General features: G+C 55.3%; 12 protein-coding genes. 10 read left to right on the top strand and 2 right to left on the bottom strand.

The annotated features are described in order from the left end of the window. Nucleotides 1-33: 33 nt before the first annotated feature. The 10 genes from BN3279_RS03545 to BN3279_RS03590 are packed head-to-tail and all read left to right on the top strand — an operon-like array spanning nucleotide 34 to nucleotide 12,326. The gene (locus BN3279_RS03545; RefSeq protein ID WP_059049269.1) at nucleotides 34-1,389 is read left to right on the top strand and encodes a nucleotide sugar dehydrogenase; all 1,356 of its coding nucleotides are present in this window, start codon (nucleotides 34-36) and stop codon (nucleotides 1,387-1,389) included. Nucleotides 1,390-1,439: 50 nt separating this feature from the next. Further along, nucleotides 1,440-2,030: an acyltransferase gene (locus BN3279_RS03550; protein ID WP_059049270.1), complete on the top strand. Its 591-nt coding sequence runs from the start codon at nucleotides 1,440-1,442 to the stop codon at nucleotides 2,028-2,030. Continuing rightward, a complete protein-coding gene (locus BN3279_RS03555) occupies nucleotides 2,027-3,142 on the top strand; it encodes a DegT/DnrJ/EryC1/StrS family aminotransferase (RefSeq protein WP_082672917.1) in 1,116 nt (371 codons plus the stop codon). The genes BN3279_RS03550 and BN3279_RS03555 overlap by 4 nt, the downstream gene beginning before the upstream one ends. A 42-nt stretch (nucleotides 3,143-3,184) precedes the next feature. After that, the gene (locus BN3279_RS03560; protein ID WP_059049271.1) at nucleotides 3,185-4,615 is read left to right on the top strand and encodes a lipopolysaccharide biosynthesis protein; all 1,431 of its coding nucleotides are present in this window, start codon (nucleotides 3,185-3,187) and stop codon (nucleotides 4,613-4,615) included. Next, on the top strand, nucleotides 4,609-6,069 hold the full coding sequence (locus BN3279_RS03565) for a polysaccharide deacetylase family protein (protein ID WP_059049272.1): 1,461 nt from the start codon (nucleotides 4,609-4,611) through the stop codon (nucleotides 6,067-6,069). Before BN3279_RS03560 ends, BN3279_RS03565 begins: the two co-directional genes overlap by 7 nt. Then, nucleotides 6,066-7,208: a glycosyltransferase gene (locus BN3279_RS03570; RefSeq protein ID WP_059049273.1), complete on the top strand. Its 1,143-nt coding sequence runs from the start codon at nucleotides 6,066-6,068 to the stop codon at nucleotides 7,206-7,208. The genes BN3279_RS03565 and BN3279_RS03570 overlap by 4 nt, the downstream gene beginning before the upstream one ends. After that, nucleotides 7,208-8,491, top strand: coding sequence for an O-antigen ligase family protein (locus tag BN3279_RS03575; protein WP_059049274.1), 1,284 nt, complete (start codon nucleotides 7,208-7,210; stop codon nucleotides 8,489-8,491). Before BN3279_RS03570 ends, BN3279_RS03575 begins: the two co-directional genes overlap by 1 nt. Beyond that, nucleotides 8,460-9,641: a glycosyltransferase gene (locus BN3279_RS03580; RefSeq protein ID WP_082672920.1), complete on the top strand. Its 1,182-nt coding sequence runs from the start codon at nucleotides 8,460-8,462 to the stop codon at nucleotides 9,639-9,641. The genes BN3279_RS03575 and BN3279_RS03580 overlap by 32 nt, the downstream gene beginning before the upstream one ends. Next, a complete protein-coding gene (locus BN3279_RS03585; protein ID WP_059049275.1) occupies nucleotides 9,638-10,864 on the top strand; it encodes a glycosyltransferase family 4 protein in 1,227 nt (408 codons plus the stop codon). Before BN3279_RS03580 ends, BN3279_RS03585 begins: the two co-directional genes overlap by 4 nt. Further along, nucleotides 10,842-12,326, top strand: a complete 1,485-nt coding sequence (locus tag BN3279_RS03590; RefSeq protein WP_059049276.1) for an exopolysaccharide biosynthesis polyprenyl glycosylphosphotransferase — start codon at nucleotides 10,842-10,844, stop codon at nucleotides 12,324-12,326. The genes BN3279_RS03585 and BN3279_RS03590 overlap by 23 nt, the downstream gene beginning before the upstream one ends. Before the next feature lie 13 nt (nucleotides 12,327-12,339). Here BN3279_RS03590 and BN3279_RS03595 read toward each other — a convergent pair whose 3' ends face one another. Beyond that, nucleotides 12,340-13,587, bottom strand: a complete 1,248-nt coding sequence (locus BN3279_RS03595) for a glycosyl hydrolase family 28-related protein (RefSeq protein ID WP_059049277.1) — start codon at nucleotides 13,585-13,587, stop codon at nucleotides 12,340-12,342. Beyond that, nucleotides 13,580-14,650, bottom strand: a complete 1,071-nt coding sequence (locus BN3279_RS03600) for an LCP family protein (protein ID WP_232436741.1) — start codon at nucleotides 14,648-14,650, stop codon at nucleotides 13,580-13,582. The genes BN3279_RS03595 and BN3279_RS03600 overlap by 8 nt, the downstream gene beginning before the upstream one ends. Between the last annotated feature and the right edge of the window lie 55 nt (nucleotides 14,651-14,705).

Here is a 14,705-nt window from a genome sequence, read left to right on the forward strand (position 1 = left end):
AAAAAGTCGGGTTTTCAGGGGGAGAGATATAGGATGACAGGAATAAGAGGCGGACTTATAAATCAGGAGGTTAACGGCAGCGAACAGGCAGTGCTGCTGCGCAAGCTGGAGGATAAAACGGCGGTGATCGGTGTCATTGGCTTGGGTTATGTCGGCTTGCCATTGGCAGTCGAGAAAGCCAAGGCGGGGTATCAGGTGATCGGCTTTGATATTCAGAGCCACAAGATCGAATTGGTTAATCGCGGCCATAACTACATAGGTGATGTGGTGGACGAGGATTTACGCAGCATTATAGAGCAAGGGCGTTTGCAGGCAACCGCAGATTATCGTTTCTTAAGCGAGGTGGACGCGGTGGCCATCTGTGTACCTACACCGCTGGATATTTATCAGCAGCCGGACACCAGCTATGTGGAGAGCTCCGCCCGGGAAGTGGCCCGCTTCCTGCATCCAGGCATGTTAGTAGTGCTGGAGAGCACGACCTATCCCGGTACGACGGAGGAATTGATCCGCCCTATTTTGGAGGAAACGGGTCTGCGCTGCGGGGTGGATTTCTTCCTGGCTTATTCGCCGGAAAGAGTGGACCCAGGCAACAAAACCTACAACACTAAAAATACACCGAAGGTCATTGGTGGGGTGACGGAAGCCTGTTCCCTTGTGGCCAGGACGTTGTACCAACAAGTGCTGAACGGGGAGGTTCATGTGGTATCCAGCCCGGCCGTGGCGGAGATGGAGAAAATTTACGAGAATACGTTCCGGCACATCAACATCGCGCTAGCTAATGAAATGGCCATCCTGTGCAGCCGCATGAGCATCAATGTGTGGGAGGTTATCGAAGCCGCGAAGTCCAAGCCTTACGGGTTCATGGCCTTTTATCCCGGCCCGGGGCTTGGCGGGCATTGCATACCGGTTGACCCCTTCTATCTGACCTGGAAGGCACGGGAATACGGCTATCATACGCGTCTCATTGAACTGGCGGGTGAAATCAATGGGGGTATGCCGGAATTTGTCGTGCAGAAGATCGCACATATTTTGAACGGGGAAGCCAAGGCTTTAAGGGGCTCTATCGTGCACCTGCTGGGCGTGGCCTACAAGAAGGATATCGACGATTACCGGGAATCTCCGGTATTGAAGATGATTACGCTGCTGGAGGAGCAGGGAGCCACAGTGCGCATCAGTGATACCCACATCCCCGAGTTCAAGCATCGGGGCATCCGGTACGTCTGTGAGGCAGTAACCGGGCAGCGGCTCTCCGAAGCGGATGTGGTTGTAATTACGACAGATCATACGGGCTTCGACTATGAGTTAATCGCGCGAACGGGCCGCAGCTTGCTGGACACCCGCAATGCCATGAAGGATGTGGACAAGTCGGAACGTTATTACTTGCTCTAGGAGTGCGGTGAATAAGTTGCCTGGATTAATTTAAGACGGAGGTAGATGGAATGAGCGAATATATCCATGAGACAGCCATCATCGACCCAGGCGCACAGCTTGGGGAAGGGACAAGGGTCTGGCATTTTTCCCATGTCTCTTCGACGTCGGTCATCGGTGCAAGGTGCAGCCTGGGGCAAAACGTATACGTAGCCGACCGTGTTCGAATCGGCAACGGCGTCAAGATTCAGAACAATGTGTCTGTGTATGAGGGAGTGACCCTGGAGGATGACGTATTTTGCGGGCCAAGCATTGTTTTTACAAATGTCAGAACCCCGAGATCGGCATTTCCGCGGGCCAGCAGCGAAGATTACCTGGAGACGCGGGTAAAACGCGGGGCCTCCATCGGGGCCAATGCCACGGTGGTATGCGGCGTGACCATTGGAGAATGGGCAATGATTGCTGCCGGGTCGGTCGTGACCCGGGATGTCCAGCCGTACGCGCTAATTGCAGGGGTACCCGGAAGACGAATCGGCTGGGCTTGTCGCTGTGGAGCGAGGTTGGGGTTCAGCGGCGGAGACGCATGGTGCGGTGAATGCGGCCGGGAATATCGTCTGGAGCGGGACGCCGTTACTCTCAAAGGAGAAGGTGATGCCAAATGAAAATGACGCAGATTCCTTTACTGGATTTACAACAGGAGATAGCTGAATTGAGGCCCCAGCTTCTGCGGGCTATGGAGGATGTGCTGGACGGAGGGGCCTTTATCATGGGGGCTCAGGTGAAGCAACTGGAGGCCGAGCTTGCCGCCTATCTGGGCACCAAGCATGCCATCACGCTAAATTCGGGGACGGACGCTCTGGTGATCGGCTTGCTGGCGGCTGGCATCGGCCCCGGAGATGAAGTCATTACTACACCGTTCACCTTCTTCGCTACAGCCGAGGCAATCAGTCGGGTGGGCGCGGTTCCGGTGTTTGCCGATGTTGATCCACTGACGTACAACCTGGATTTGGAGGCCGTGGAAGCGGCGTTGACTCCGCAGACCAAGGCCGTAATTCCGGTGCATCTGTTCGGGCGACCGCTTGATATGGATAGACTGATGACCCTGGCTGGGCAGCACGATCTGATTGTCATTGAAGATACTGCGCAAGCCTTTGGAGCCGAGGTCAATGGCAAGAAGGCAGGGACGATTGGTCATATCGGCTGCTACTCCTTCTTCCCGTCCAAGAACCTGGGTGCTTACGGGGATGGTGGGCTTCTAACTACGGATGATCCAAAGTTGGCCGAGGCGGCAGCTATGTTGCGAACCCATGGCTCCAAGCGCAAGTATTATAACGAAATAATGGGCTTCAATTCACGGCTGGACGAGTTGCAAGCGGCCATTTTGCGGGTAAAGCTCCCCAGAATCGACGAGCAAAATGAAGCACGTAGACGGGTTGCCGCTCGTTACAACGAACGGCTTGGGGATATTCCAGGTCTTATGCTGCCGGGAGAGGTAACATCCTCGTCCAAGCAGGTATTCCACCAATACACGGTACGCGTGCTAAATGGACGGCGGGATGAGCTGCAAGCTGGACTAGCCGAAGCTGGCATTAGCACGATGGTGTATTATCCGGTGCCCGTTCATCGGCAGCCTGTTTATGCAGATGGACTCCATATTCTGCCGCTGGCTGAGCATTTAGCACAAGAGGTACTGTCCCTGCCGATCTGGCCGCACATGGATGAAGAGGTACAAAACCTGGTTGTGCAGCAAATCCGAAATGTACTGTGTACGTAAATTGATATTAACCGACTTTCAAAAGGGACGAGGATGCGAAATATGCCGAAGAAAGCTTCCGTAAACCTCATCCTCCGCTCCATGCACAGCCGTGCAAGGCAGCTCCGCGAGCTGCTGCGGCCCGCGAATCTGTCTGCTCTCTGGCACAAGCTCAGGAATAATGTATTTCTGCGCAATGTCTTCGTGCTGGCCGGAGGAACGATTATTAGCCAAATTATCGTACTCGCCACCTTGCCGATTTTGACCAGGTTGTACTCCCCGACCGAGTACGGCACCTACTCCATGTACCTTTCTATCATCGGCATTCTGCTTATGGTCATTTCCTTCTCCTACGAGAACGCCATCACCCTGCCGGAAGACGATCATACCGCCTCCAGCGTATTGTCCTTGTCCCTGCGTATCTGCATCGGGGTCAGCATTGCCAGCGGGATTGGCATTCATATTCTGGAGGACCCGTTGTCCTCCTGGCTGCATGAGTCTTACTTGACGCACTACTACATGTTCTTCATCGTCAGTCTGTTTGGGGCCGGATTCTATCAAATCCTGAACTTCTGGTCCATTCGCAAAAAATACTTCAAACAACTGGCGCGGACAAAGTACACACAGAGCCTGAGCCAAATCTCCTCGCAGATCGGACTGAGCTTGTTCCAACTCGGCCCGCTGGGCTTGATTATCGGGGATATCGTGGGGCGTTTCGGCGGGTTGCTGCCGCAGTGGCGGTTATGGCGGCGGGATGTCAAACGTCAGGACATCGCTTCGGATTGGACCGATTTGAAGGAAACGGCTTACCGCTATCGGAGGTTCCCCATTCTATCGATGTCGGCAGGCCTGTTGAACAGTATCGGCCTGTACGTGCCAACGATTTTGCTGGCGTCGTTCTATGGACCGCAGGTTGCAGGTTGGTTTGCCTTGTGCCAGCGAATCCTCGGTTCTCCCATGACGCTGATTATGACCTCGGTACGTAGCGTGTATTTGGCGGAATCGGCAGATCATATGATCCATAATCCCAGTCGTTTGTACCCTTTATTCCGGAAAACGGTGCGGAATGTCTTCCTGCTCGGCGCATTGGCCATTTTGCTGATTGTGGCGGTGGGGCCCTATCTGTTCTCGTTCCTGTTCGGGGAGGAGTGGGCCAGGTCAGGCAGCTTTATCCGCTTGCTTTCCATCATGTATCTAAGCCAGTTTGTGGCCAACTCGGTTGGCTCTACTATCGATGTGATGGAGAGGCAGGATTTGCACTTATATCGTGAGATCATCCGTACCCTGCTCATTTTGGGCTCGCTTTATTTGGCCTGGCAGACGAATCAGTCTGCTGATTATGCGATCGGATGGTTCAGTGCGGCTTCTACGCTAGGGTATGCCCTGCATTTGGGATTATCCTGGCACTCTGTACGGAAATACAAGGTGAAGGCAGACGGGGAGACGGTGGAAGGAGAATCACTACCCAGCAAGGAGCGGGATAACGAATGCTGATTGTACATGCGCCTCCTACGCGGAGCGCGGAAAGAGAATATATTTACCGGGTGTTACTGGGCGAATTTCTTGGCCTTGATTATCGAATCGTCTACGAAAGGGAGCGGAAAAACGAGGTGCTTCTCGTGCTGGATCAGGGAAGTCCTTCCCTAGCAGGCCCACACCGAGGACTACGTATGCCGGATGTTCTGCTTAGCATCCCGCAGGAACGTTGGCTGAAGCCAGCTTCGTTGCCGGTGTTGCCGCTGGACCGCTTTGTGCTACCAAGTGGCGATTTTGCTGCCGATGGCGAAGAGTTGCCCGTCATTTATGGCCGAAAGACGGCTTCCGGGAGCTATATGGAGTGGCAGGATGACAACCTTTATCTGGGGCTGGACGTGTTCGGCAGCAGCCTGTTCATGCTAACCAGGTACGAGGAAGTGGTTCAGGGAGAGCGGAAATTCGACCGTCATGGCCGGTTCCCGGCGAGGAACTCCCTGGCCTGGCGGGAGTCGTTCCTGCATCTGCCTGTCGTCAACGCTTATGTGGAGTGCTTGTGGGAGCTGTTGACCCGGTTAGGGCCAGGGCTGGTACGCAAAAAACGCGAGCCATCCGTTCGTCTCAGTCATGATGTCGATTTTCCCTTCTATGTGTATGGCCGTAGCCGGATCAGCATGTTCCGGGAGGTGGCCATGGACCTGCTGCGCCGCAAGGATGCGGAAGCAGCAAGGCACAAGGGCACAATGCTGCTGCATCCTGACCGTCTGGATCAGGACCCCTACAATACCTTCGCATGGCTGATGGATTTGAGTGAGCAGGCCGGTCTGCGGAGTGCGTTTTATTTTATTGCCAAGGACAGGTACTCACCTTCGGGGCTTGATGGCAATTACAAGATAGATGATCCGGCAGTAGGGCAACTGCTGCGGGATGTTCATGAACGGGGCCATGAAATCGGACTCCATCCCGGCTATCGTACCTTTCTGAATCCGGCGCTGATCCGCAAGCAATTTGAACGGTTGCAGGAGGTTGCGGCAGCCCTTGGAGTTCATCCAAGAAGATGGGGAGGAAGGCAGCACTATTTGCGCTGGCGGGCCCCGGAAACCTGGCAATTCTGGGAGGATGTCGGCCTGGACTATGACAGTACGCTGGGTTACGCCGAGCATACGGGATTCCGCGCTGGCGTGTGTTACGAATACCCGGTGTTTAATTTGAAGACCCGCCGGGAATTGGCTTTGCGGGAGCGGCCGCTTATTGCGATGGACCAGACGCTGTTGCACCCGGAGTATATGGGGCTGACTCCAGACCAGGCTTACGAAGCCCTGTGCCGCCTGTACAGGCAATGTCGCAGATACAACGGCGAATTCACGCTGCTATGGCACAACAGCCAATTGTTGAAGAGTTCTCATCGGGCTTTATACCGTAAATTGCTGCTTGAGCTGTTGAAGCCGGACTTCGCCAAGGAGGGAAAGGGATGAAGATCGCCTACCTGATCCATTGGAACGAGGGGCCGGAGAGCGGGGTATTCAAGAAAGTGGTGGCTCAGGTTTCGGCCTGGCGGATGCAAGGGCATGAGGTGTCCTTGTTCCTGTTCAGTCGAAAGACGGTAAAACCTTGGGCCATGGCGGAGACTGTTGGCATTTCCGTAGTATGCGAGACGTATTCAGGACGCTGGGGCCGAATGGCCCGCTTCAAGGCATTGTTAGAACGGCTTCGTTCCTGGCAGCCGGATGTCATTTATCATCGCTTTGATCTGTACTATATCAAGTTGCCCTCGTTGCTGAGAGCGATTCCCTCTGTCCTGGAGATTAACACCAACGATGTGGCTGAACTGGCCCTGGAACGCCGTGGTATGGGGTTGCTGCGCTATGCCTATCATCGGATGACGCGCGGCTGGGTGCTGGGGGCAGCCGGAGGGCTTGTCTTCGTTAGCCGTGAGTTGGCGGAGGCCAAGGTGTTTCGACGTTACGCCAGAAACGCAATAGTGATTGGCAATGGCATTGAACTGGCGCAGTTTGCTCCGCAGTCTGGTGGACCTTGTGAGCAGAGCGTTGCTTCGAAGGTGTCCGGGCAGGCTTCCATGCGGCTGGTGTTTATCGGCTCCCCCGGCCAGCCTTGGCAGGGACTGGAAGAGATTGCCCGGTGGGCCAGGATGAAACCTGAATGGCGGTTTGACATCATCGGGCCCGGGAAGGACGAACAGGATCAATTCGAAAAGGAGCGCCCTGCTAATCTGTTCTTCCACGGCGTCCTCACCCGCTCAGCGTATCAGCCGCTGCTGGACCAGGCCGACCTGGCCATTGGCACGATGGCCCTGTACGAGAAAGGGATGGAAGAGGCTTCACCGCTCAAGGTGCGAGAATATCTGGCCAACGGCCTACCGGTTATTTCCGCCTATAAGGAGACGGATTTTCCTCAGCAAGTCCCTTTCATACTGGAGCTGCCCAATGAGCCAGGCAGTACGGTTGTTCACCTGAAGGAGATCGAACAATTTGCTGCCAGATGGAAGGGGAAGCGTGTGGCACGGGCGCTAGTGCAGCATTTGGATACTTCAGTCAAGGAGGCGGTCAGAGTGGCCTACATGGAGCGCGTCATTGGGGAGAGAGGGGAGGACTAATGCCGGATATCAGCTTGCTGTGGCTGGCGCTGCTTGGCGGAGCGGTTGTTGTGTTCCTTCTCCAATGCTTGCTGACCTTGAATATGAAGGTAGATAGTGCCTGGATCTTTTCATTTTGCCTTTACTTTGATTTGTTTGGCTATTTCAGCAAGCTGGTGCTTCCCGGTCCTTCCCTGTTCGTCTTGCTCGCCGTTCCGCTTCTGCCTGTCGTGTTAGCCTTGCTGCTTCAACCGGAATTGCTGCGGGAGATATTCGCCAATCAGGGTGTTTGGCTATGGGGGTTATTCCTTGCTTATATGCTGGTAACGCTGCTATGGGCACCTGCGGATTCAGGCGGGCTGATGAAGGAGTTCCTGCTGCTCGCTCGCGGTATCGTTCCGGCCATTTATATGTACATTTTATATCTCAAAGACCGTCAGTTCTCCTGGAGCGTGGTCGCCTGGACGGGTCTTGCCTACGCGTTGGGGCATTTGCTGCTTGGTGTTTATTCGGCGGAGTATCCCGGTCGGCTCACCCTGCCGGGGAGCAATCCCATCTTCAATGCCCGTGCTTCGTTGATTACGGCCACGATTTGCCTATGGGCCGGGAAAATTCCACTTCCTCTAAGACTGTTAACATTGGGAGCGGCTCTGGCTTCGGCCCTGGCTACAGAGTCTCGTGGCCCGCTGGTCGCCTTCCTGGTCGCAAATGCCTTTTACTTGTGTTTCTCGTTAATTCGCAAATATCGAGAGAAGAAGCTGGGATACCTGTCCAAATGGACTGTTCCACTGTTGTTCCTGCTGCTGGCGACAGGAGGGACGGCTACGTTCTATGCGGAGCCGTTAAGCGATTGGGTGGAGAGCAGCCGGTTCATGGTGTTGTTCGACCGCAATCAGTTGCAGGGCGACGATAATTACATCGGACGGATGGATTTGCAAACGAAGGCGATGGAGAAGCTGGAGGCTTCCCCGTTTTTAGGGGCGGGGCTTGGGAGTGTAACTCAGCCGTTGGCGCGGGATTTCCCACATAATCTGGCGCTGGAAATCGGGGCCGAGGGCGGCTTCCTGGGCTTGGCCCTATGGACGCTGGCGGTCCTCTTCACATGGCTTGTGGCCCTGCGGCAAGCCCCGGTTCTGGCCATCCTGCTGGTGCAGGCAATCGCTTATGCCATGGCAAGTGGGGACTTCGGTTATAACTTTGAGTACATGATGATCGCCTTTGCCGCATTGATGCTGCTTCCGGCAAGGCGTAAGGAAAGGGTGGCCGCAAGACATGAATATCTTGTTTGTCATTACCGGGTTTGACCATGCCGGGGCAGAGAATCAAGTGCTGGAGCTTTGCCGGGAACTGCGGGCCAGGCAGTGCCGTGTTCGATTGGTGACGATGATTCCACCAACGGCCTATTTACAGGAGCTTGGAGAACTAGGTGTAGAGGTTCACAGCCTGGATATGGCCAAGGGGATTCCTGATCCCCGGGCCATCTTCCGATTAGCTCGCCTGATACGCGCCGAGCGGCCCGATGTGGTGCATAGCCATCTGGTGCATGCCAACCTTCTTGCCCGAGTGACCAGACTGTTCGTACGTATGCCGGTATTAATCTGCACGGCGCACAATATTCGTGAAGGGGGCCGGGTACGGGAATGGCTATATCGGCTTACCGATCCGCTCTGTGATGTGCTGACCAATGTTAGCCGCGAGGCCGTTCGCTCTTATACGGAACGGCGAATCGCGCCAGCCCGCAAAATCCACCTAATTGAAAACGGCATTAATCTAGGCCGCTTCCCGGGTGTAGGAACGCCAGAGCGGGACATGATACGTGCCGAGTTAGGAGCGCCGCAGGTGGCAGGGCGGGACAGCTTCGTCTGGCTGGCGGTGGGGCGACTGGTCCCGGCGAAGGATTATCCGCTGATGCTGCGGGCCTTCGCGGCTGCCAGGAGCCAAGGCTTCCCGGCAAGCCAGTTATGGATTGCGGGCATGGGTCCGGAGCGGGAGCGGGTGGAGCAGGAGGTAGCTGCATTGGGGCTGGCGGATAGCGTAGCCTTCTTGGGAATCAGGCAGGATATTCCCCGGCTGATGGAAGCCGCCGATGGCTTTATCATGTCCTCCCGCTGGGAAGGGCTCCCGATTGTGCTGCTGGAGGCTTGCGCAGCCCGTCTGCCCATCGTTGCTACGGCGGTGGGCGGCAATGCCGAGGTGGTGCTGGACGGCAAGAACGGCTACGTCGTGCCGCCGATGGAGGAAGAATTGCTTGCGCAAGCCATGGAGCGGCTGATGACACTGCCCGCAGAGAAGCGGCGGGAACTCGGACAACAGGGCCGTGACCATGTGGAAGCTCATTACGCCATGCCACGGGTGGCTGAGCGGTGGGTTGCCCTGTACGAGCAGCTTTCTGGCTGCAAGATAGCTAAGAAGAATGCGATGTTCTATAGCGGAAGGGAGGGCTTTGAAGGATGACACAAAAAGCAGCTTATATCGCCACCGTTTATTCCCATCTGGCGGCATTCCATCTTCCCTTCATGGCGGATTTGCGCCAGGAAGGGTTGGAGGTTCACGCTTATGCGGCTTCAGATCACTGCCGGGAGGAAGTGGTGGCGGCTGGCTTTGACTGCCGTGACCTTCCCTTCAGCCGACATCCACTGGCGCCCGGCAACTGGCGAGCATTGGAGCAGCTCATTCGCTGGCTGCGTGAGGAGCGATATGAATTTGTCCATGTACATACGCCCAATGCCGCGGTGATTGTACGTCTGGCCGTTTGGCTGGCCCAGTTAGCCAGGCCCGCAGGGGGCCAGCGGATTCGGTTGGTATATACCGCCCATGGATTCCATTTCTATCACGGTGCCCCCTGGCGCAACTGGCTGTTCTATCTGCTGGAACGAAGCCTGGCCCGGTTGACCGATGTGCTGATCACGATTAATCGAGAGGATGAACAGCGGGCGCGATCATTTCCGGTCCGAGGTCATGTGGCTTATATCTCTGGCGTTGGCGTGGAAATGGAACGATATACCTCTCCGGACGCCGATGAAGTTGGCCGCTATCGTAAGGAGCTTGGCTTGGCTCCAGAGGATTTTGTGATTTTGTGCACCGCCGAATTGAACGGAAACAAAAATCAGGGCCAGTTGCTATCGGCGGTTCGCGGGCTTCGCCGCAGCGGGGTTCCCGCTGTATTGCTACTAGCGGGAGCTGGACGAAATGAAGCGTCCCTCCGCAAGCAGGCAGCCGAGTATGGCTTAACGCGGGAGGTCCGCTTGCTGGGCTTCCGCCGCGATATCCCCCGGCTGCTGCAGGCAGCCGACGTAGTGGCCTTGTTATCGCGACGTGAGGGACTGCCGAAGGCGCTGCTGGAGGGGATGGCCGCTGGCAAGCCACTGGTGACGACCGATGTGCGCGGCAGTCGCGATCTGGTAGCTCCCGGACGGAACGGCTATCTGGTGCCGCTCGGGGACGTGACTGCTACGGTGGCTGCGCTGATCCGGTTGCATCAAGATCCGCCGCAACGGCGACGGATGGGGGAATACAGCCGCAAGCTGGCGGCGCTGTACGATCTTAGCGAGATACGTAGGGATGTCGCCGCTATTTATGCCGGGCTGCTCGGCCCATCGCATAGCCGGGACGCATTAATTCAGGACGTGAATCATCAAGGAGAGGAGGAACAGTATGATCAGGTTATTTCGCAATAAGCGAGCCAAGCTTCTGTTGCTGTTGCTGGATGCTCTACTCATTTACGACAGCTATGGCCTGGCGAAGCTGGTATTGGCTCCAAGCGAAGAATCGTTATGGGCGGCGGATAGCTCTGGCTATGGATTTACCTGGGGGATGCTCTGGATGATTCTCTTTACGGTGACGACGTACTATTTTTATAACTTATATGATTTGGCAGGGCGCCGGAAGCCATCGCAGATGCTGTGGAATTTGCTGCTGGCTCATTTGTTCATTGGTGCGGAATTCATTGTGCTGAGCTATCTTATGGGAGGGATGGTGATGCCCGCTTACGTTCTATTTGGGGGGTTCGCCATTCAGTTGGGATTGTCGTTCAGCCTGCGGGTATTGGTGTTCCTCATCCAGCGTCAGGGGTTCGGTCGCAAAAGAACGATCGCTGTTGTCGGCGGAACATTTGGAGGCTACGGAGACCCGGCACTTAGCAGTCTGCTACGTAAGGGCGAACCCTGGTTCCGGATTGAACGGATTGTCCGGGAGGACGAACTTCAAGAGAAATTACATGAGGAGGAATGGAGCGGCATGGAAGCCCTGCTTCTCGGACCGGGATTGTCTGTCCAGACGAAGGAGCAATGGTCGGCCGCGGCGGGAGAGCGCAATATGGAAGTGGTGATTATTCCTGACTTCTATGAGCTGTATATGGCTGATGCGGAGCCCCAGCAGCTTGATGATCTATTGGTGTACTCGCTGTTGCCGCCCAGATTATCCCTGCCGGAACGCTGCGCGAAACGTCTGTTGGATCTGGTAGTATCCAGCCTGTTATTGCTGCTGGCATCTCCTGTGCTGCTAGGCCTGTTCCTGGTGATTCCGCTATCGTCTCGAGGCAAGGCACTGTATGTTCAGGAGCGAGTTGGCTTCAAGGAGCAACCGTTCCGGCTGTTCAAATTCCGCAGTATGGTGGAGGGGGCCGAGGATGTTACGGGACCGGTGCTGGCGGGGCGCGAAGATGCACGAATTACGCCGCTGGGTCAATTCATCCGTGCTACTCGTCTGGATGAGTTGCCTCAGTTGTTCAACGTGCTGCTTGGGCATATGAGCTTGGTAGGCCCCCGGCCGGAGCGGGCTTTCTTCATCTCCCGCTTCAAGGAGAAGCTGCCGCACTATACCTATCGGCTTATGGTCAAACCCGGATTGACAGGCTACGCTCAAGTTATGGCTGGTTATGCTACCACACCTTCCGATAAGCTGCGTTATGATTTAATGTATATTAAGCAATATTCGTTGCTGCTCGATATCAAAATTTTGTTCCAAACCGTTCGGGTCATGCTCCAGCGGCAACAAGCCGAAGGCGTAGAGACAGCTAGTCTGGTGGAAGAGAAGGCAGAGAATCTAATCGCGGAAAGCAATGCAGGCGCTGCTGGATTTGAGGTGACTGCGGAGACTCTCGAAGCTGTGCCAGAAATGAGAGCGGTGAAGACGATGTGAAGAGGAATTCCCCTTATGGCTGAGAGAGATATCCCTTTGCCCCGGCACGAATAGCTGTACGTGCTTCTTCTGACAACCTGATGGCTGATTCGGTTCCAGTGATTCGGTTCCCTGCTATGCGAAATTCACGCACGGCGCCAAGCCGAATCCCGCTGGTATTGCGCACAGGCTTGGGTTGACCGCCACTGTCAATAATGTTGTCCGTGATAACGATGCCCCGCAAGTATCCGCTGCTTACGCCAATATCGGCTTCAATCGCGTTATAGTAGCTGCCTGCTCCGCTGATCCGATTGTCCGCAACGGTCACTTTATCCGCATAGATGGAAATGGCGGCGTACATATCCTGGGGCAAAGGCTCCTGTTGCGAAGTTACATATCGGTTGTTGCCTTGATACGAATTGTAAATGTAGTTACTCTGCACCTCGACTCCAGGCGTAGCGATTTTAATGCCCCGTTTGGCGACATGGTGAATCATATTCCCTGCTATGACGGATTGGGATAGGGGAGAGGTGATTGGGGCTTTATCGAAAAAAATACCATCGGCGTCCTCTCTCGGTGTGATATGGGTAATCCGGTTGTTCAGAATATGGACGCGTTGAGCTATCGTCTGCCCGGGCTCACTCCAGACCATGATTCCTCTGGCCACGGGGGTTCCGGAGCGGGCTGCAATCCTCGTAATCTCGCAGTTCTGAATGAGAATATCTGAGGTATTGCCATAAATCATGACTCCGGCAACGACGGTGGAATAAAGGGGGTCCCGTGGGTTAGCAGGCTGGCTGAGCTGCCGGACCTGGCTGTTCGTGATTTGTACATCGGAGGAGCCGGTATGAATGCCTATGCCGCGGTTCAGGCGACTTCCTCCATCCACGGTGACTCCCTCCACCCGAATTCCCCGCCCGTGAATGGAAATGCCCTCAAAGCCATGACTGGCTCCCGCGGGCTCCCGAAATAAGAGGATGGGCTGGCCGCTCCCTCGCAGGGTGACCCCACTGGCGAGTGGGAGCGGCTTATTTACTTCAAGCAGGTAGGTACCGGGAGGCACGATGATAGTTGCGCCGCGCCCGGTAGCAGCAGCTTGCTCTAACACCCGCAGAAAAATGCGGGTGTCATTGGTGAAGCCGTCGCCCTTGGCGCCGGCTTTTTTGACGTTATAGACGGGTGGGGCGAGCAGGAGAGAAGTCGCTAACAGCAGCAAACCTGCGCCGATCGTTACCGGGAATCCCCAGCGAAGAATATGGCGCAGAGCCGTGATTTTACTCATATGAACCGGCTCCCAGCACTTCCTCGGCTATTTCTCCCCATGCCTCCATATCAGGAAGCCAGTAATACAACTCGGCCCGGACCAGTGGATCGTAGGCTTTCCCGCTGCGGCCGGGGAACTGCACATATTCCATCTCGTCTGTATCGGTCTGACTCGCAAGCCAGGCCAGGCTGAGAATATCGCTATCCGAAAGGTTGGTATCCAGAATGTCCTCTTTAACCTGCGTTAGCAGGGTAGGAAGCTGCCGTAGATTATTGGGGGTAAGTATTTTTTTGGCCATGGCTTTAAGCACCTGCACTTGATTCTGCTGCCTTGCATGGTCCCCATCCTCCAGTGATTTGCGCTCGCGTACGAACTGGAGCGCGGTCGTTCCATCCCAATGCTGTGGCCCTTTGGGCAATGTCTTGTGATAGTAGGTTAGCTTGACGGGAGCGTCCAGGTTCATGTCCACCCCCCCGATGGTATTGACGAAATGCTCAAATCCTTCAAAGTTCGTCTTGACATAGTAGTTAATCGTACACCCACAAAGGTTGCTTACCGCTTGAATGGCCGATTCGCTTCCTGCGTGGCTGTTCTTGCCTTTACTTTCAGCAAGGGCGTGAGCGTGATTGATTTTCGTCCATCCGATTTGGGGCAAATGCACCCGAGTATCCCGGGGGATGGAGATCAGCTTAATCCCGTTATTGTTGGTATTGACATGAACGAGGATCAAGACGTCGGTACGTGAAGCTTCCCCCGCTCTAGCATCGGTGGCAAGCAGCAACAGGTTAAAGCTGTCCTTGGCAGAGTCAGGGTCTGTGGACAGCCATGTAGGTCCCTTTTTGGCTTTCTCGGTGCTACTAAGGCTTGCGGAGCTTTGCGAGGAAGGGGGGACGCTCTGCCCCCCAGCTTGGTCCTGCTGTGAGTCACTGGGCAGATTAACTGGTTGCGGGGTAGCCAGCACGGGAAGCGTAGCACTCTGAAAATGTCGCGAAGGCTCATATTTCAACCCGGCCCACCATAAACCTCCCGCTAGAACGAGCAGTAGAAGGGTCGGCATCAGCAGCTTTTTAACAGTTTTCATTTTCATAGGTTCATTCGTCTCCATCCTGAGAAAGGGAATAGTGCAGCAGCTATTT

It is taken from the genome of Paenibacillus senegalimassiliensis (assembly GCF_001486585.1).
Taxonomy (GTDB): Bacteria; Bacillota; Bacilli; order Paenibacillales; family Paenibacillaceae; genus Fontibacillus; species Fontibacillus senegalimassiliensis.